We start from the raw sequence: 18,633 nt of genomic DNA on the forward strand, positions 1-18,633 counted from the left end.
TTTAAAATGAAAGATTCTATTGGTAGAATATGGCAAACAGGTACTATACAATTAGACTTTAATTTACCTAATAGAATCTTTCATTTTAAAGTCTATCTTAGGTCCATAGAATGCACCATCACCGTTATGATACATAGAGCTTTATATGGAAGTTTAGAAAGATTTATGGGTATATTAATAGAACATTATGCAGGAGCATTTCCAGTTTGGTTAGCACCAGTACAGGCAAGAATAATTACTATTATTGAAGATATTATACTAGATTTTATACTAACATTAGTACTTGGTATTCTTTGATACATTATTGCAAAGAATAAAATTAAAACTATTAATTTTATTATCTTAACTATTTTTACTGTTGCAAAACTTAAATAGTATAAGTTAAATGTTAATTGTGTTATTTTATCATTAGTTGCTAACAATAATACTAAAATTATTGGAATAAGTATTACTATTGCTATATAGTTCATAGCACTTCTACCAAAATTTTCTTTTTTCTTAGCATGCCATATTATATTAAAAGATACTTCAATTTTAGATAATAAACTTATTACTGTCCAAAATATTATAATTATACCTAAACCAGATAATAAACTAGAATTCATTGAATTAACTAATTTTCTAGTTGTATCAAGTATAAACCCTAATTGTGTTTCAGATGCAGGTATATAAGTTGTAAGTTTATTTAATAAATATACGTCTAAACCAAATCCTTTAGTAAAACCTAATACAATGGCAATAAGTGGGAAAATTGATAATAATGATACATATGTTAAATCATTTGCAAGCATGACTATATCAGTTTTCATAAAATTATTAAATATTATTTTTAAAATATTTTTTATATTTTTTTCATTTAATCTATTCATAATTTACCACCGTATATTCCATATTATCATATATTTCATTCATTATTTCATCATATTCATCTATTTTTGCTTCTTCTAATAATATATTTTCTAATAAAGGATTAGTTATAGGGTGCTTAGGTGCAAATAAACTACATGAATCCTCATGTGGTTCTATTGATTTATTGTATGTTCCTATTTCATTGGCTTTTTCTATAATTTCTATTTTATCTAGCCCTATTAAGGGTCTAAATACTGGTATATCTACCGAAGCATTTGTACAAGTTAATCCACCTAATGTTTGTGATGCAACTTGACCTAAACTCTCACCTGTAATTAATGCTTTTAACCCTCTATCATTTGCTAATCTATTTGCTAACTTCATCATGCATCTTCTATTTAATATAGTTGCATAGTCATTATTAGTATATTTTTTTATTGCCTGTTGCATTTTTAATATATTAAATTTATAAAATACTGATTTAGCATTATAAGCCGTTAGTATTTTTACTAGTTCTTCTATTTTTTCTAACGATTTTTTTGATGTAAATGGAAAACTATGGAAAGTTACATAAGATAACTTCATACCCCTTTTAGCTATTAAAAATGAAGCAACTGGACTATCAATACCACCTGATAATAATGATAGTCCTTTTCCTGCTGTTCCTAATGGTAATCCACCATATGCTTTTATTTTTTTTGTGTATATATATGTATTTTTTCTAATATCTACATTAAATAAAACATCAGGTTTTTTCATTTGTACCTTAGTAAATTCAGTATTTATTAAAATATGGGCTCCTAAATTTTTAGAAATTTCCATAGAATTTTCTAAAAAAGTTTTATTGGCTCTATTAGTTGTAACCTTAAATGTTCTTGCTCCATTTTCATAAATTTTACTCGCTATAATTTCTATATTTTGTTTTATAATTTCAATATCTGTATCTATTTTTATACAAAATGTTATATTATTTATTCCAAAAACATTTTTTATAGCATTTAAAACTTCTTCTGCTCTACCTTTTTCAAAAACTAAAAATAATTTAGACATGTCATTTATTAATTCACATTTAAAATCTAACATTTTAATTTTATTATTTATGGCTAGCTTAATTGTATTTTCAAATACACCCCTATTATTTCCTTTTAATGCTAATTCTCCGTAACCTAAGCCCAAAGAATTTATATCATCAATATTTATATTCATTTTATTCTCTATCATTCTTTATTTCTTTTTTCCAAATAATCTTAATAAGTATATAAAAAGATTTATAAAATCAAGATACAATGAAAATGCTCCTATTATCGCTATTCTATCTATTATTTCTGTTTCACCATTGTGTGCTAATACCATTATATTATTTTTTATAACATTAGTATCATAAACTGTATAAATTATAAATATTGCTACTCCTGCAAATGATATTAATGTATCTAGTACACTACTTCTTAAAAATATGTTTATAATTGTAACTATTATAAGTGTAATTAATCCTACAAAAAGTAGAGTTCTATAATTACTCATATCTATTTTAGAAACATAACCATAAACTGTTAAAACAGTAAATAATGCTACTGTACCACTTAAAACACCTATAACACTAGCTGGTGTAAATATAAGGGTAAAAACTGATAATGTTGCACCTGTTAAAATTGCATATATATACAGAAATACTAACAATAATACTTTATTAGCTCTGTATGCCATAAATGATAATGCGAAAGCTATTCCTAATTCTAAAAAAATTAATGCTTGAAACGATTCTGCTGCTAATATAATAAAATCATCATTTTGTGTTATCATTATAACTATTCCTAATGTAACTAATAATGCTGTTGTTAAAATTAAAAACATTACTTTCATTTTTTCGCTAACTATTTCTGAAACACTTGTGTTTCCATATTCTATATCATAGTACATATTAACCTCCTATATTTCTATATTTACTTCTTTTGTAAGCATAGTTATAAATTCTTCTACACCCATGCTATTAGACTTCATGCTACCAAATCTTCTTACATTGACTTCATTATTATCTACTTCTTTTTGACCTATTACTAATTGTATAGGTATTTTTTGATCTGCATTTGCTTCTCTTATCTTATAACCTATTTTTTCATCTCTAATATCTAATTCAACTTTAAATCCTTCACCTTTTAGCCTATTATACAAGTCTTGTGCATACTTAGTTTGATCTTTTGATATAGTAAGTATTCTTGCCTGTACTGGTGCTAACCAAACTGGAAATGCTCCTGCATAATGTTCTATTAATATACCCATAAATCTTTCTAAACTTCCATATAAAGCTCTATGTATCATAACGGGTGTATGTTTTTCTCCATCTGAACCTATATATTTTGCCTCAAATCTATTAGGTAAATTAAAGTCTAATTGTATAGTACCTGTTTGCCATATTCTACCAATAGAATCTTTCATTTTAAAGTCTATCTTAGGTCCATAGAATGCACCATCACCTGGATTTAACTTATATTCTTTACCAGCAACATTTAATGCACTAATTAATGAATTTTCTGCTAATTCCCATAAACTATCTTCACCTATTGCTTTTTCAGGTTTAGTTGATAATTCTATATTATACTCAAATCCAAATAAAGTATAATATCTATCATATAAATTAATTATTTCTATAATTTGTTCTTCTATTTGTTCTTTTGTACAAAATATATGAGTATCATCTTGTGTAAATGCTCTAACTCTCATAAGTCCATGTAATGCACCTGAAAATTCATGTCTATGAACATAACCCATTTCTGCTAATTTTAAAGGCAAATCTTTATATGATCTTAAACTACTCTTAAATGCTAATACAGTTCCTGGACAATTCATTGGCTTTATAGCATATGCTTTTTCATCAATTTCAGATGTATACATATTTTCTTTATAGTTTTTCCAATGTCCAGAGATTTCCCACAATTCTTTATCTAACATCATAGGTGTTCTAATTTCTTTATACTCTGCTTTTATATGCTCTTTTCTCCACAATTCTTGCAGTCTTAAAAATAAGTCCATACCCTTTGGCATAAAAAATGGTGATCCAGGAGCATGTTCATCTAACATAAATAAATCTAATTGTTTACCTAATTTTCTATGATCTCTTTTTTCTGCTTCTTCTAACATATGCAAATAATCTTCTAATTCTTTTTTAGTAGTAAATGCTACACCATAAATTCTTTGTAACATTTTATTATCAGATTTACCTCTCCAATATGCACCAGCATGACTCATAAGTTTAAATGCTTTTACATAACCTGTTGATGGTAAATGAGTTCCACGACATAAATCAAAAAATTCACCCTGTGTATATGCACTAGAAGTATTACCTTCTAAACCATTTATTATTTCTACCTTATATATTTCATTTTCTTTGGTATATTTATCAATAAGTTCTTTATTAGAAAATTCATGTCTTTCAAACTTATAATTTTCTTTTATTATCTTATTCATTTCTTTTTCTATTTTTACTAAATCTTCATCTGTAAAAGGACTTTCAGGATCAAAATCGTAATAAAATCCATTTTCTATAACTGGTCCTATTCCTAATTTTACATTAGGAAATAATCTTTTTACAGCTTGTGCCATTATATGAGTTGTACTATGTCTTAATATATGTAACCCTAATTCATCATCTAATGTTATCAATTTGATTTGTCCATTCTCATTTAAAATATATGATACATCAACTTGTACTTCATTGAATATTGCACCAACTGTTTTTTTAGCCAAACTTGTTGAAATTGTTTTTGCAAATTCTATTACACTAATCCCTTTTTGTATTTGTTTCATATTTCCATCAGGTAATTTAATCTCAATCATAATATACTCCATTCTATTATTATTTACTACTTTTTTTATTTATAATTCTTATTCCTAATATACCCGTTACTATCATTACAATACTTATTATATACGGTGCTTTTATTCCTAAAAAATATAAATCTTCTGCTCTAAACATACTTACAGCATATCTTATAATACCATAACTTATTAAATAAATCATGGTTAATATACCCATTTTATATTCTTTCTTTCTAAATACGAACCATATCAAATAAAATGTAATAAAATTAAGTATCATTTCATATATCATTGCTGGGTGCAATGCATAATTAGGAAATTCTATACCTGCTTGGGTATTTTCAGGGAAAACTATTCCCCAAGGAACTAAATCATTAAATTTTGACCTCGCTTCTATACTAAGTGAATTATAGTAAACCCACCATTCATTAAATTTCCCACTTAATATTACATTAAGAGGAGTAAAGGTTGGAAAACCATGTATTTCACCATTTGCAAAATTCCCTATTCTCCCTAAACCTTGACCTAGTATTAATGGTCCTACTGCCATATCTGTTAATACCCAAAATTTATATTTTTTTATTTTCGCAAATATGAAAGCACCTATAATTCCACCTATAATTCCACCATGTATTGCAAGTCCGCCTTCCCATATTTTAAATGCACTAATAGGATTACTAGCATATACTTCCCATCTTAAAAGTACATAATATATTCTTGCTCCTATAAGACCTGAAAAAATTTCAAGAAAAGCAAAATCTTCTATATTTTTTAAATTATCTATTCCTCTTTTTTTAGCTATATCATCTCGTTTAGCAATATATATTGCTAAAAATAATGCTATTATATACATTAAACTATATATTCTTAGTTCAAAAAAACCTATTTTAAATAAATACGGTATCATTCATTACCTCCAAACTTACTTAATACGGTAGTCGATATTAAACTTCTATATTCAGAACTATCACTACCTAATATTACTTCATATAATTTTTTATCATTATTTTCATATAATATACTTATATTATAACCTGCCAAATTATGAAAACCTGTCTTTATACCAACAATACCAGGATAATCTCCTAATAAATCATTAGTATTTTCCAAGTTTTTATTTGCTATATTTTTATGTTTCGTTGACGTTATTTCTGCTATTAAAGGATAATTTTCAATAGCATACTTTGAAATTAAATAAATATCACTAGCACTTGCCTCATCTACACAAGTATTCGTATATTTAGGTGGTAAACCATGTGGTGTACAAAAGTGGGCACTTGTTGCTCCAATTTCTTGTGCTTTTTTATTCATTAATTCTGGAAAATCGTTTGATACACCATCTGCTAATACTTGTGCTGATGAATTACTTGATTTTATTAACATAAAATTTAATAATTCATATATAGTATATTTACTATTTTCTTTAAGTCGTACTCCATATGGTATTTTACTCTCATATTTATCAACTTTAACTTTTTCATTTAAATTTTCAATATTATCTAGTACTACCATTGCTGTCATTATTTTTGTAAGTGATGCTATAGGTAGTACATCATAAATATTATCTTGTATTAAAATTTCTCCTTTATCATCTGCTAATAAGTATGATTTATATATTTTTTCATCTTTTATTTTTAAATAAGATAATTCTTCTGTATAATTTTCATTATTTATTTCATCTACTTTACATTCTAAACTTGAAAATGAAATAAAAGAAAACAATAAAGATATAATTATATATTTTTTCATTGTTTTTCCTTTTTTTAATTAAACTTAATAAACTTTTTTATTAATTCATTTACTATAACTGGTATTATAGCAAATATTAATACTATATCTAAGTCTATAAATGATAACATAGTTACACCAAATGCTTTTGATAATAATGGTATAGCTAGTAATCCAAATTGTAATATAAGTCCTATAATTAATGAATAATTTAAAAACTTATTTTTAAATATTCCAATTTTTAATAGACTTTCTTCACTACTTCTCATAGTATATGCATAGAATAATTGTGATACTGTTAAGACAATAAATGCCATTGTTCTAGCATATGCTAAATTTTCATTACTAATATCTACAGTAGAAATTTGGCCTAATGTATAGCCTTTTTCTAAAAGACCTATTACAAATGCTGATAAAGTTAAAAATCCTATTAAAACTCCTCCAACTAAAGCTCTAAACCAAGCACCTCCTGAGAAGAAATTTTCATTACTTGCTCTTGGTGGTCTATTCATTTGGTTAGTAGATATAGGATCTACACCTAATGCTAATGCTGGTAAAGAATCCGTTACTAAATTAATCCATAGTATTTGTGTTGCTATTAAAGGTATAGGCCAACCCATAAGCGTTGCTATTAATATAGAAATTACTTCTCCTAAGTTACAAGAAAGTAAAAATATTATTGATTTTTTAATATTATCATATATGTTTCTACCTTCTTCAACTGATGCAACAATAGTTGCAAAGTTATCATCAGTTAATATCATATCACTAGCACCTTTGGCAACGTCTGTACCAGTTATTCCCATTGCAACACCAATATCTGCAACTTTTAAACTAGGTGCATCATTTACACCGTCTCCTGTCATAGATACTATATTATCGTTGGCTTTTAATGCCTTAACTATTCTAACTTTATGTTCAGGTGATACCCTTGAAAATACCCTATAATTTTGAACTGTTTTTGTAAGTTCATCATCACTTAAATTTTCAAGTTCCATACCCGTTATACATTGACTCTCATTTTGTGCAATATTTAAATCTTTTGCTATTGCAAAAGCAGTATTTTTATGATCCCCTGTTATCATCATTACAGTTATACCTGCATCATGTGCTTCCTTTATAGATAATTTTACTTCTTCTCTTGGAGGATCAATCATTCCCACTATTCCTATAAATACTAAATCTTTTTCAAATTCACTATTTTCTATTTTAGTCTCAGTATCTTTATATGATACTGCTAATACTCTAAGTGCTTTATTATACATTTCATCAGCTTTATTTTGAATTTCTGCTTTTAACTCAGGTGTAAATTCTTTTATTTCACCATTAATTAATATTTTAGTTGCTAAATCAATTAAATTATCTAATGCACCCTTAGTATAAACTCTATATATATTATTATGTTCTACATAAGTTGACATTAATTTTCTATCTGAATCAAATGCAAACTCATCTATTCTTTTATATTTATTTTCTAATTCTTCTCTTAATATGTTATTTTTTATACCATAAGATATAAGGGCAATTTCAGTAGGGTCTCCTATTTCATTACCATTTTCTATTTTAGCATCAGATGATAATATAAATGCTTTTATTAATAATTCATTATTATTATCTTTTGTATACTCTTCTATTACTGTCATCTTATTTTGTGTTAAAGTTCCAGTTTTATCTGAACATATATAGTTTACTGAACCTAATGTTTCAACTGCTGGTAATTTCTTTATAATTGCATGTTTTTTAGACATTCTTGTAACGCCTAATGATAATACTATTGCCACTATTGCAACTAATCCTTCCGGTATAGCTGCTACAGCTAAACTAATAGAAGTAATTAACATATCAACTACGCCTCTTGATTGTAATATTCCTATCACAAAAATCAATACACATACAAATATTGCTAAATAACCCAAACTCTTCCCTAATTTATTCATTTTAACTTGTAGGGGTGTTTGTTCTTCATCTATATCTAGCATTTTAGCAATTTCACCAATTTTAGTATCATTAGATGTTGCTATTACAACTCCTTTACCACGGCCATAAGTTACTAAGGTTGACATAAAGGCAGTATTTATCATATCAGAAATCCCTATTTCTTCATCAAAAGTTACATTAGCATCTTTTGAACTAGGAACTGATTCTCCTGTAAAACTACTCTCTTCTATTTGTAAATTATTACTTTCTAATAATCTTAAATCTGCTGGAACATATCTCCCAGCATCTAAACAAACTATATCTCCCGTAACTAAGTATTTCGATTCTATTTCTTTACTTATTCCATTTCTTATTACAATAGCTTTGGGATTAGTCATTTCTTTTAAAGCTTCTAATGCTTTACCTGCTTTTAATTCTTGTGTTATACCTACAACTGCATTTACTAATACCACTAGTAGTATTATAATTGCATCTGTAAATTCTTTATTTACTATTACAGTAATGACAGCTGCAACTAATAGTACGTATATCATTACATCATTTATTTGTTCAAGAAAAAGAGAAAAAAGAGTCTTCTTCTTTCCCTCATCTAAAACATTCAAACCATTTTTTTCTAATCTTTGTTTTGCTTCTTCATCAGTTAAGCCTTTATTAATATCTGTATTTAATTGACTAATAACTGATTCAATAGAATGTTTATAAGCTTTCAAATTAATACTCCTTAAAATTCAATATATTTTTTTGCATTATTATGATATTCTACTGCTGATATTACACTTAATATTACTGTCGGCAATAATAATATACTATTAAGTATTGACAGTTGTATAAATAAATTTAATAAACCTATCATAAATAAAGCGGCATACAATGTTACTGTTTTATATTTCCCATAATCAGAAGCTGGTATAATCATACCACCTTTAATAGATACTAAGGCTCTTTCAGCTGTTACTAAAAATTCTCTAAATAGTAGTATTAAAACTAGTAAAAGACTTACTGCTCCTGCTTTTAATAATACTAACAAGAATGTAAAAGTTAATAATTTATCAGCTATAGGATCCATTAATTTACCAAAATCAGTAACTGTATTAGTTTCTCTAGCAATTTTACCATCATAATAATCTGTTGCCACTGCTAATGCAAATATAGTTAAAGCTATAAGTCTTGCAAATCCCTTTAATATTAATATAGTTGTAGTTTCAACAAAAAATGTATTGTAATAAGATAAACTTAAAAATATCAAAAATGGTATTATTAATATTAATCTTAAAATAGTCAATTTATTCGCTTTATTTAAGTCCATATTTATCATCCTCTCATATATTCTATTTTACTAATATATATTTTGTTTTATTATTCTTGTCCTACTCTTTTCATGCTTAAACCAATTCTATCATTATCTAAACTTATAACTTTTACAGTTATTTCTTCGTTTTCACTTATTTCATCTTCAACACTTTTTATTCTATAATCTCTTATTTCAGATATATGTAACAATCCTTGAACACCTGGTTCTAATTCTACAAATGCTCCAAAGTTAACTATTTTAACTACACGACCTACATACTCTTTGTTTAATTCTAAATTCACTACTTTTCCAACTTTCTTAATTTTATTCTTATTTTTTTGTAATTAATTACTATTCTTGTCCTACTCTTTTCATACTTAGACCAATTCTATCATTGTCTAAATTTATAACTTTTACAGTTATTTTTTCATTTTCACTTATTTCATCTTCAACGCTTTTTATTCTATAATCTCTTATTTCAGATATATGTAATAATCCTTGAACACCTGGTTCTAACTCTACAAATGCTCCAAAGTTAACTATTTTAACTACATTACCTACATACTCTTTGTTTAATTCTAAATTCACTACTTTTCCAACTTTCTTAATCTTATTTTTATTTTTTTTTGTAATTAATTACTATTCTTGTCCTACTCTTTTCATACTTAGACCAATTCTATCATTGTCTAAACTTATAACTTTTACAGTTATTTCTTCGTTTTCACTTATTTCATCTTCAACACTTTTTATTCTTCTGTCTCTAATTTCTGATATGTGTAACAATCCTTGAACCCCTGGTTCTAACTCTACAAATGCTCCAAAGTTAACTATTTTAACTACACGACCTACATACTCTTTGTTTAATTCTAAATTCACTACTTTTCCAACTTTCTTAATTTTATTTTTTGTAATTTATTACTATTCTTGCCCTACTCTTTTCATGCTTAAACCAATTCTATCATTGTCCAAACTTATAACTTTTACAGTTACTTCTTCATTCTCACTTATTTCATCTTCAACACTTTTTATTCTTCTGTCTCTGATTTCTGATATGTGCAACAATCCTTGAACACCTGGTTCTAACTCTACAAATGCTCCAAAGTTAACTATCTTAACTACACGACCTACATACTCTTTGTTTAATTCTAAACTCACAACTTTTCCAACTTTCCTTTTATTTACTGTAATTTTTATTACCTTTATTTTTATTCGCTTTTTTCAGCAACTTCTGACTCTTTCGAATCTTCTTTTCCAACTTTTTTTATACTCAAACTAAATTTATCTTGATCCATACCTATAACTTTAACTGTAATCTCTTGATTTTCTTTTAAAATGTCTTCAACATTTTTTACTCTCTTATCACTAAGTTCAGATATATGAAGTAAGCCTTCTTTTCCTGGAACTATTTCTACAAAAGCTCCAAATTTAGCTATTTTTACTACACGACCTTTATATTCTTTATTAAGCTCTATCATTAAAGTATGTCTTTTAACCAATTCTAATGCCTTATCCATCATTTGTTGATCTTTTCCAAATATACTTACTCTACCATCATCTTCTATATCAATTTGTACATTTGTTTCTTCTATTATAGCTTTAATATTTTTACCAGCTGGTCCTATAAGTCCTGCTATAGTACTTGGGTCTATCATTATATTAATAATTTTAGGTGCAGTTTCAGATAATTCTTTTCTTGCCTCAGGTATAGTATTTTCCATTACTTCTATAATTCTAAATCTTGCATCTTTTGCTTGATTTAAAGCTGTTTTCATAATTTCATTATTAATTCCTTCAATTTTTATGTCCATTTGTATAGCAGTTATACCTTCTTTAGTTCCCGCTACCTTAAAGTCCATATCTCCTAAATGGTCTTCTAAACCTTGTATATCAGTTAATACAGTATATTCTTCACCATCTTTTATTAATCCCATTGCAATACCCGCAACTGTTGACTTAATAGGTACACCTGCTGCCATTAGTGCTAATGAACCACTACATATTGATGCTTGTGATGATGAACCATTAGATTCCGTAATTTCAGAAACTATTCTTACGGTATAAGGAAATTCATCTTGACTTGGCATTACAGCTTTTAATGCTCTTTCTGCCAAATTACCATGTCCTAATTCTCTTCTACCTGGTGCTCTTAAAAAACCTGCTTCTCCAACTGAAAATGGTGGGAAGTTATAATGTAAGAAAAATTTCTTTCTTAATTCAGATTCTTCTAAACCATCTACTATTTGTTCATCATCTTTTGTTCCAAGAGTAACTGTTGCTAATGCTTGTGTTTCACCTCTTGTAAATAATGCTGAACCATGTGGCATTGCTAAAATATCTATTTTAGCATCTAAAGGTCTTATTTCATCTATTTTTCTTCCATCTGGTCTATATTTTTCAAAAATTATTAAATCTCTTACTATTGCTTTTTCTAAATCATGATAGTATGTCTTAAATTGTGATGTGTAATAAGGTATATCTTTTTTTGTAACTCTTCCCAATAAAATATCTATTTTTTCAGAAACTTCTTTTTCAGTATTATCTAAAGCCATTTCTCTAGCTTTTTTTTCTAAGAAAATTTCTAATAATTTTTCTTCTAATTCATTAACTGCATCTTGCTTTTCTAATTTTCCAGGAACAAGTATTGCTTTTTTTAGTTCTTCTTTATATGAATCTAAAAATTCTATAACTTCTTCATCTTTTTGAACTGTTTCAAATTCATATTTTGTAACTCCAAATTCAGAAATTATTTCTTTTTCTCTATTACATATTTCTTTAATTTTATCATGACCGAATAATATTGCTCCTAACATTAACTCTTCACTAACTTCATCTGATGATGCTTCAACCATAGTTATCGCTTCACTAGTTCCTGCTACTGATAAGTATATATTAGATTTTTCTTGTTCTTCATAGTTAGGGTTTAAAATATATTCCCCGTCTATATGTCCTACTGTAACTCCTGCAACTGGACCACTAAAAGGTATATCTGATATACCAAGAGCAAGTGATGCTCCTATTGTAGCCATATTTTCAGGCATGTTAATACCATCAAATGACAATACATTTATTACTATATGTACAGCATTTAAAAATCCATCTGGGAACAAAGGTCTTATTGGTCTATCAACCAACCTTGCTATTAAAATTTCTTCCGTTGACGGTCTAGACTCTCTTTTAATAAATCCACCTGGGAATTTCCCAGAAGCATAAAATTTTTCAATATAGTCTACTGTTAAGGGAAAGAAATCTTGACCATCTCTTACTGATTTAGAACGGGTTGCCGTTACTAATACAGTTGTTTTTCCCATTGTTAAATAAACAGAACCAGATGCTTGTCTAGCAACTTTTCCTGTGTTTACATTTAAAATTTTGTTTCCAACTTTTATATCAAAGTTTTTCTCATTTTCAAACATATTTACCTCCATTATTTCTATGGTTCATGTAAATAATATTGCAAGCCTCTTAAAAGGATTTCAACATTACTTACATTAAATAAACCACTTACTATTATTTTAGCACATTTGCACTAGTAAATTCAATCTTAAAGTTTGTTAAAATATATTATTGCCTATAATTATGAATTTTATTTTTAAAATTTAAAAACAAAAAATATGCCCCGAAAGACATATTTTATTACATTTATTCCAAAATTAAATCCTTATTTTTATACAATTATTTAATATTTTCTTTTTCTATATCTTTAAAATATTTATATGTTTTTAACATTAAATTACTTGCAGCCTCTTCATCTATAACTATAACTGCATTTCTATGCATTTGTAACATAGATATAGTCCACATGTGATTAACACCTTCTTCAATTCCTCTTCTTATTGCTTCAGCTTTTTTTAAACCATTAGCCATTATAAGAACTTCGGCACTATCCATTATAGTTCCAACGCCTACTGTTAATGCTAATCTTGGAACTTTGCTTTCATCATTATCAAAAAATCTTGAATTTACTTTTATAGTATCTTCTGTTAACTCTTTATCTCTTGTTCTTGATGATAATGAAGACCCTGGCTCATTAAATGCTATATGTCCATCTTCTCCTATACCACCTAAAAATAAATGTATTCCACCATAACTTTTTATCTTATCTTCATATCTTTGACATTCAGCTTTTAAATCTTTGGCTAAACCATTTAATATATTTATGTTTTCTTTTTTTATATCAATATGATTAAAAAATTTATCATACATAAAATAATGATAACTTTGCTCATGTTCTGGTGCAAGTCCCACATATTCATCCATATTAAATGTAACTACGTTTTGAAAAGAGACTACTTTATTTTTATACATTTCTATTAATTTCTCATAAACTAATATAGGTGTTGACCCTGTTGGAAGCCCTAATATAAATGGTTTTTCGCTTGTTGGATTGAACTCGTTTATCTTTTTAACTACATATTCTGCAACTAATTTACTTAACTTTTCTTGATTTTCTAAAATTAAAACTCTCATTATTATACAAACCTCTTTTCATTTAATTATACTTAGATTTTATATAATTATTGAAAAAATTGCAATAAGAAAATTAAAATATTTAATTATTTTTCACATAGATCTAGTCCCCTCCTTGTCATATTATTTATTAAATGTTATAATATTAGCGTATTAATGACATAACATTAATATATTTATAGGAAAAGAGGGAGAAATATGTTTAAAGAATTTAAAGCTTTTATTGCTAAAGGAAGTGTAGTTGAATTAGCTGTCGGTGTAATTATTGGGGGTGCATTTGGTAAAATTGTAGCTTCGTTAGTTAATGATATTTTAAATCCTGTAATAGGAATTGTACTAGGTGGTACTGATTTAACAAACTTAAAAATAGTTCTAAAAGCTGCTGAAGGAGAAATACCTGAATCTGCAATAATGTACGGTTCATTTATACAAGCAATAATCAATTTTATAATAATTGCATTTGTAATATTTATATTTGTAAAATCATATAATAAAATGAAAGAAAAAGACGAAAAGAAAGAAGAAGCTCCAAAAGCTCCAGTTCTTACAATGGATCAAGAATTACTAAAAGAAATTAGAGATTTAATGAAAAAATAGTTTAAATAATAAAGCATGTTTGTAAAAATGTGCTTTTTTATTTGGAATTATTCAATTTATGGCGTATAATATTATAAGAGAATTAAAAATAATAAAGGGGTATTTATGAAAGAAATATTATTAGGTAAAGGTCAAGATGAAAAAGTATACCTAAATTTAAAAACTTTAAATAGACATGGTATTATTGCAGGAGCAACTGGAACAGGTAAAACTATTACTCTAAAAGTAATAGCAGAACAATTATCAGAAAATGGTGTTCCCGTATTTTTATCTGATATTAAAGGAGATTTAGGGAGTGTATTAAAAGCTGGAAGTATGAACGATATTATACAAAATAGAATTGATACAATAGGTATAGATAATTTTGAGTTTAGTAGCTTTCCCACTACATTTTTTGATGTATTTGGTGAAAATGGTATAAATATTAGAACTACTATTTCTGAAATGGGACCAATTATGCTTAGTCGTTTATTAAGTTTAAATGACACACAATCTGGTGTACTAACTATAGCTTTTGAAGTTGCTGATAAAAACGGTTGGGAATTAGATGATTTAAAAGATTTACGGGCATTATTAAATTATGTAAACGAAAATTCATCTACTATTGGAAAAACTTATGGAAATATATCTAGTTCAAGCATAGGTGCAATTTTGCGTAGTCTATTAGTAGTAGAACAACAAGGTGGTAACTATTTCTTTGGAGAACCTGCATTTGATATAAACGATTTATTAGAAGTTGATAAAGATGGTAAGGGTATAATAAATATTTTAAATTCAAATAAATTAATGCTAGTACCAAAACTATATTCAACTTTTTTATTCTGGCTATTATCTGAACTGTTTGAAAATTTACCAGAAGTTGGGGATTTAGACAAACCAAAATTAGTATTTTTCTTTGATGAAGCACATATATTATTTAGTGATGAAAATAAATTATTACTTGAAAAAATAGAACTTTTAGTAAGATTAATTCGTTCAAAAGGAGTTGGTATATTCTTTATAACACAAAACCCTACTGATATTCCTGATAGTATTTCATCACAATTAGGAACAAAAATACAACATGGTTTAAGAGCTTTTTCACCTAAAGAATTAAAAGATATTAAAGCAATTTCTGAAACTTTTAGAATTAAAGATAATGTTGATATCAAAGAAACTATTGTAAACTTAGGAGTTGGAGAAGCTGTTGTATCAACATTAGGACATAAAGGAATCCCAACATTTGCTGATAAAGTATTAATTTGTCCACCTCGTAGTTTAATGTCTGTTGTTGATATAGCAGATGTAATTTATAATGTAAATCATTCACATTTATATTCTAAATATAGTGAATCAACTGAAAGCTTTTCTGCTTATGAAGCATTATTAAAACTTAAACAAGAAAAGGATTTAGAAAATAAGGAAGAAAAAAATAATGACAAAAAAGTAAAAGATAACAAAGAAGAAAAAAGTGGTGGATTCTTTAGTAGTATTTTTGCAGGAAATACTAATAGTAGAACTGACTCAAATATGTCTAGGCTTACAAAAAATCTTATGTCTAGTGTTGGTCGTGAAATCGGAAGACAAATAATTAGAGGAATCTTTGGAACCAGAAAAAGATAAAATTATATAAATATTTCAATAAAAAATGTAGTTAAATTTAGAACATGTTCTTTTATAACTACATTTTTTTATTATTTTCTTTCAACCAATACAGTTGTTCCCATTCCACCACCTATACAAAGTGATGCTAATCCTTTTTTTACATTTCTACGCTTCATTTCATATAATAATGTTACTAATATTCTAGCACCTGATGCTCCAACGGGGTGCCCTAATGCTATTGCTCCACCATTTACATTTGTTATATTTTCATTAATATTTAATTCTTTGATTACAGATAATGATTGGGCTGCAAATGCTTCATTTAATTCTATTAATTCAATATCATTTAATGACCAATTAGAATTTTCTAATGCTTTTTTAATTGAAGGTATAGGCCCTGTTCCCATTATAGATGGATCAACTCCAACAGTTGAAAAACCTTTTATAGTTGCTAAATACTCAATACCTTCTCTTTTGGCTTTTTCTTTACTCATAATTATAAGCATTGCTGCTCCATCATTTATACCAGATGAATTTCCTGCTGTAACAGTTCCATCTTTTTTAAATGCTGGTTTTAATTTTGATAAAGAATCAATACTAGTTCCATATCTTATATATTCATCATCTTTTACTAATATTTCTTTTCTGTTTTTTATTACAGGTACTGGCACAATTTCGTCTTCAAATTTGCCTGCTTTTTGTGCTATTTCTGCCTTATTTTGACTATTAAGTGCAAACTTATCTTGTTCTTGTCTTGATATATTCCATTTATCTGCTATATTTTCTGCTGTTATTCCCATATGGTAATCATTAAATGCATCTGTTAATGCATCGTATACAATATGGTCAATTAGTTTTGTATCTCCTAATTTTTGACCAAATCTAGTTCCTTTTGATAAATACGGTGCTTGAGACATACTTTCCACTCCACCACAAAGTATAGTGTCTGCTTGACCAGTTTGTATTACTTGCATACCAAGACTTACTGACCTAAGACCTGAACCACACAAAATATTAATAGTCATAGCAGGAATTTCAAATGGTACTCCTGCACCTACTGAAATTTGCCTTGCTATACCTTGCTTATGCCCTGCACTAAGTATATTTCCTATATATACATCATCTATATCTTCTGGTCTTATTTTTGCTCTTTTTATAGCTTCTTTTGCAGCAACAATACCTAAGTCTGTGGCTGATATATCTTTAAAACTTCCACCAAAACTTCCAATTGGTGTTCTAACTGCTGAAACTATTACTACTTCTTTTAACATTTTTTCTCCTAATTTTATATTATTCCATACTTTCAAAAATATACTCTGTTTTTAAAAATCTCTTTATAATTTTTTGGTCTTCTCTTAATTTAGCACTTTCCATAAATATATTGTAAAATGCTTCCCAAAAAAATACCCAACTTCCTATTATTATTCCTTCTTCAAATATTTTTACCCATAATGCAACTTCTTTAAAGACACCACTATACGCAATTAAAGCAAGTACAATACCTATAATAAAATACTTAAAAGATTTCTTTTTTTCTTCAAAATATTGTCTTTCTGATTTATGTAATAAATATTTAAAATAATTATTTACTGCTTTTAAAAGTTGCATTTCTTTTTTATCATTTCTCAAATAACCCTTTATCAAAAAAATGATTTTTATGTTCTCATTAAGGGGAATATCAATAGCTGAATCCCAAATATATTCTATAAAATCTCCTTCTATATCACGCCTTCTAAAAGGTGATGGATCCCAATCACTATAAATATCTTCATATTTATTGACTGCTACTAAAATTTTAAATACACCATTTTCATCTCTTTGATAAGTGTTATAATGAAAATTTTTCTTAAATAACATAATTTACCTTTCTTTGTTAGTTTCATAGTTTTTTCAAATTATTATATGACAACTGCATCATAAAGATACCAATTATTACTAAAAATACATTATTTTTATCTATATAACCATTATATAGATTTATAATTCCTACCATAAATGGAATTAAACCTAAAATACTATGTAATACTGCTTTTTTTACAATATCTTTTATTCTTTCACTTTCTCTTTTATTAACTTCATCAATTTCAAGTTCTTCATCTGAGAAATTATCAAATTGATGCTGTGATATTATAAAATCTTTTGTGTATAAATAATTTTCTCTTGTTTCAAAATCTAAATCCATAAAAAATACATTTAGATTATGACTATAAGAAAGTTGCTTAATAAAGTCATCTACTTTACATTCAAAACTTTTTTCGTATTTAAATGTAGTTTCTTTTATTTTTTTTATAATTTTTATTCTTTTTCCATTTTTTAAATTTAAATAAAATGATACTAATCTATTTTTATAATATCACAGCATC

The 18,633-nt window shown here is 26.7% G+C and carries 20 protein-coding genes; 3 read left to right on the plus strand and 17 right to left on the minus strand.

All coding sequences use genetic code 11. The features are described from left to right. Positions 1-297: aminoacyl--tRNA ligase-related protein (locus tag AWT72_RS09980; protein WP_371440138.1), on the plus strand; the 297-nt coding region annotated here is incomplete at its 5' end. On the opposite strand, the gene AWT72_RS04710 is transcribed toward AWT72_RS09980, so the two are convergent. The 14 genes from AWT72_RS04710 to nagB form a co-directional block, all read right to left on the minus strand. After that, positions 186-869, minus strand: coding sequence for a YhjD/YihY/BrkB family envelope integrity protein (locus AWT72_RS04710; RefSeq protein WP_067141576.1), 684 nt, complete (start codon positions 867-869; stop codon positions 186-188). The genes AWT72_RS09980 and AWT72_RS04710 overlap by 112 nt on opposite strands. After that, the gene (gene thiI, locus AWT72_RS04715) at positions 862-2,070 is read right to left on the minus strand and encodes a tRNA uracil 4-sulfurtransferase ThiI (protein WP_231724053.1); all 1,209 of its coding nucleotides are present in this window, start codon (positions 2,068-2,070) and stop codon (positions 862-864) included. Before thiI ends, AWT72_RS04710 begins: the two co-directional genes overlap by 8 nt. A 3-nt stretch (positions 2,071-2,073) precedes the next feature. After that, complete coding sequence (locus AWT72_RS04720) at positions 2,074-2,769, minus strand: Bax inhibitor-1/YccA family protein (RefSeq protein ID WP_067141579.1); 696 nt, start codon at positions 2,767-2,769, stop codon at positions 2,074-2,076. A 9-nt stretch (positions 2,770-2,778) separates the two neighbouring features. Next, a complete protein-coding gene (gene thrS / locus AWT72_RS04725) occupies positions 2,779-4,683 on the minus strand; it encodes a threonine--tRNA ligase (RefSeq protein ID WP_067141593.1) in 1,905 nt (634 codons plus the stop codon). 19 nt (positions 4,684-4,702) lie between these two features. Further along, entirely contained in the window at positions 4,703-5,572 is an 870-nt protein-coding gene (gene lgt / locus AWT72_RS04730) for a prolipoprotein diacylglyceryl transferase (protein WP_067141596.1), read from the minus strand. Continuing rightward, a complete protein-coding gene (locus AWT72_RS04735) occupies positions 5,569-6,414 on the minus strand; it encodes a D-alanyl-D-alanine carboxypeptidase family protein (RefSeq protein ID WP_067141599.1) in 846 nt (281 codons plus the stop codon). The genes lgt and AWT72_RS04735 overlap by 4 nt, the downstream gene beginning before the upstream one ends. Positions 6,415-6,428: 14 nt before the next feature. Next, the gene (locus AWT72_RS04740; protein WP_067141602.1) at positions 6,429-9,041 is read right to left on the minus strand and encodes a cation-translocating P-type ATPase; all 2,613 of its coding nucleotides are present in this window, start codon (positions 9,039-9,041) and stop codon (positions 6,429-6,431) included. 11 nt (positions 9,042-9,052) lie between these two features. After that, positions 9,053-9,637, minus strand: coding sequence for a CDP-diacylglycerol--glycerol-3-phosphate 3-phosphatidyltransferase (gene pgsA, locus AWT72_RS04745; protein WP_067141605.1), 585 nt, complete (start codon positions 9,635-9,637; stop codon positions 9,053-9,055). Between the two features lie 50 nt (positions 9,638-9,687). Further along, a complete protein-coding gene (locus AWT72_RS04750) occupies positions 9,688-9,924 on the minus strand; it encodes a S1 RNA-binding domain-containing protein (protein WP_067141608.1) in 237 nt (78 codons plus the stop codon). Between the two features lie 49 nt (positions 9,925-9,973). Next, positions 9,974-10,210: a S1 RNA-binding domain-containing protein gene (locus AWT72_RS04755; RefSeq protein ID WP_067141611.1), complete on the minus strand. Its 237-nt coding sequence runs from the start codon at positions 10,208-10,210 to the stop codon at positions 9,974-9,976. 51 nt (positions 10,211-10,261) lie between these two features. After that, the gene (locus AWT72_RS04760) at positions 10,262-10,498 is read right to left on the minus strand and encodes a S1 RNA-binding domain-containing protein (RefSeq protein WP_067141614.1); all 237 of its coding nucleotides are present in this window, start codon (positions 10,496-10,498) and stop codon (positions 10,262-10,264) included. A 42-nt stretch (positions 10,499-10,540) separates the two neighbouring features. Further along, the gene (locus tag AWT72_RS04765) at positions 10,541-10,777 is read right to left on the minus strand and encodes a S1 RNA-binding domain-containing protein (protein WP_067141617.1); all 237 of its coding nucleotides are present in this window, start codon (positions 10,775-10,777) and stop codon (positions 10,541-10,543) included. A gap of 50 nt (positions 10,778-10,827) precedes the next feature. Continuing rightward, positions 10,828-13,035: a polyribonucleotide nucleotidyltransferase gene (pnp, locus tag AWT72_RS04770; protein ID WP_067141620.1), complete on the minus strand. Its 2,208-nt coding sequence runs from the start codon at positions 13,033-13,035 to the stop codon at positions 10,828-10,830. 259 nt (positions 13,036-13,294) lie between these two features. Continuing rightward, the gene (gene nagB, locus AWT72_RS04775; RefSeq protein ID WP_067141623.1) at positions 13,295-14,089 is read right to left on the minus strand and encodes a glucosamine-6-phosphate deaminase; all 795 of its coding nucleotides are present in this window, start codon (positions 14,087-14,089) and stop codon (positions 13,295-13,297) included. Between the two features lie 198 nt (positions 14,090-14,287). Between nagB and mscL the strand changes: the two genes are divergently transcribed. Next, positions 14,288-14,686 (plus strand): large-conductance mechanosensitive channel protein MscL, encoded by a 399-nt coding sequence (gene mscL / locus AWT72_RS04780; RefSeq protein WP_067141626.1) that lies wholly within the window; start codon positions 14,288-14,290, stop codon positions 14,684-14,686. A 105-nt stretch (positions 14,687-14,791) separates the two neighbouring features. Continuing rightward, complete coding sequence (locus AWT72_RS04785) at positions 14,792-16,288, plus strand: helicase HerA-like domain-containing protein (RefSeq protein WP_067141629.1); 1,497 nt, start codon at positions 14,792-14,794, stop codon at positions 16,286-16,288. Positions 16,289-16,359: 71 nt separating this feature from the next. On the opposite strand, the gene AWT72_RS04790 is transcribed toward AWT72_RS04785, so the two are convergent. Genes AWT72_RS04790 through AWT72_RS04800 form a run of 3 tightly spaced genes read right to left on the minus strand, consistent with a single transcriptional unit; the run spans position 16,360 to position 18,452 of the window. Continuing rightward, on the minus strand, positions 16,360-17,541 hold the full coding sequence (locus tag AWT72_RS04790; RefSeq protein WP_067141640.1) for an acetyl-CoA C-acetyltransferase: 1,182 nt from the start codon (positions 17,539-17,541) through the stop codon (positions 16,360-16,362). A 19-nt stretch (positions 17,542-17,560) separates the two neighbouring features. Further along, positions 17,561-18,127, minus strand: a complete 567-nt coding sequence (locus AWT72_RS04795; RefSeq protein WP_067141631.1) for a hypothetical protein — start codon at positions 18,125-18,127, stop codon at positions 17,561-17,563. Between the two features lie 22 nt (positions 18,128-18,149). Continuing rightward, positions 18,150-18,452 carry a hypothetical protein gene (locus tag AWT72_RS04800; RefSeq protein ID WP_067141634.1) on the minus strand — a complete coding sequence of 101 codons (303 nt, stop codon included), beginning with the start codon at positions 18,450-18,452 and terminating at the stop codon, positions 18,150-18,152. Between the last annotated feature and the right edge of the window lie 181 nt (positions 18,453-18,633).

Origin of the sequence: Oceanivirga salmonicida (assembly GCF_001517915.1) — a bacterium.
Classification (GTDB): domain Bacteria; phylum Fusobacteriota; class Fusobacteriia; order Fusobacteriales; family Leptotrichiaceae; genus Oceanivirga; species Oceanivirga salmonicida.

Bases quoted from the DNA above. Each gene is read 5' to 3' on its own strand.
- AWT72_RS04710 (WP_067141576.1), bottom strand. From the start codon at position 869: ATGAATAGATTAAATGAAAAAAATATAAAAAATATTTTAAAAATAATA.
- thiI (WP_231724053.1), bottom strand. From the start codon at position 2,070: ATGATAGAGAATAAAATGAATATAAATATTGATGATATAAATTCTTTG.
- AWT72_RS04720 (WP_067141579.1), bottom strand. From the start codon at position 2,769: ATGTACTATGATATAGAATATGGAAACACAAGTGTTTCAGAAATAGTT.
- thrS (WP_067141593.1), bottom strand. From the start codon at position 4,683: ATGATTGAGATTAAATTACCTGATGGAAATATGAAACAAATACAAAAA.
- lgt (WP_067141596.1), bottom strand. From the start codon at position 5,572: ATGATACCGTATTTATTTAAAATAGGTTTTTTTGAACTAAGAATATAT.
- AWT72_RS04735 (WP_067141599.1), bottom strand. From the start codon at position 6,414: ATGAAAAAATATATAATTATATCTTTATTGTTTTCTTTTATTTCATTT.
- pgsA (WP_067141605.1), bottom strand. From the start codon at position 9,637: ATGGACTTAAATAAAGCGAATAAATTGACTATTTTAAGATTAATATTA.
- pnp (WP_067141620.1), bottom strand. From the start codon at position 13,035: ATGTTTGAAAATGAGAAAAACTTTGATATAAAAGTTGGAAACAAAATT.
- nagB (WP_067141623.1), bottom strand. From the start codon at position 14,089: ATGAGAGTTTTAATTTTAGAAAATCAAGAAAAGTTAAGTAAATTAGTT.
- mscL (WP_067141626.1), top strand. From the start codon at position 14,288: ATGTTTAAAGAATTTAAAGCTTTTATTGCTAAAGGAAGTGTAGTTGAA.
- AWT72_RS04785 (WP_067141629.1), top strand. From the start codon at position 14,792: ATGAAAGAAATATTATTAGGTAAAGGTCAAGATGAAAAAGTATACCTA.
- AWT72_RS04790 (WP_067141640.1), bottom strand. From the start codon at position 17,541: ATGTTAAAAGAAGTAGTAATAGTTTCAGCAGTTAGAACACCAATTGGA.
- AWT72_RS04795 (WP_067141631.1), bottom strand. From the start codon at position 18,127: ATGTTATTTAAGAAAAATTTTCATTATAACACTTATCAAAGAGATGAA.
- AWT72_RS04800 (WP_067141634.1), bottom strand. From the start codon at position 18,452: ATGGATTTAGATTTTGAAACAAGAGAAAATTATTTATACACAAAAGAT.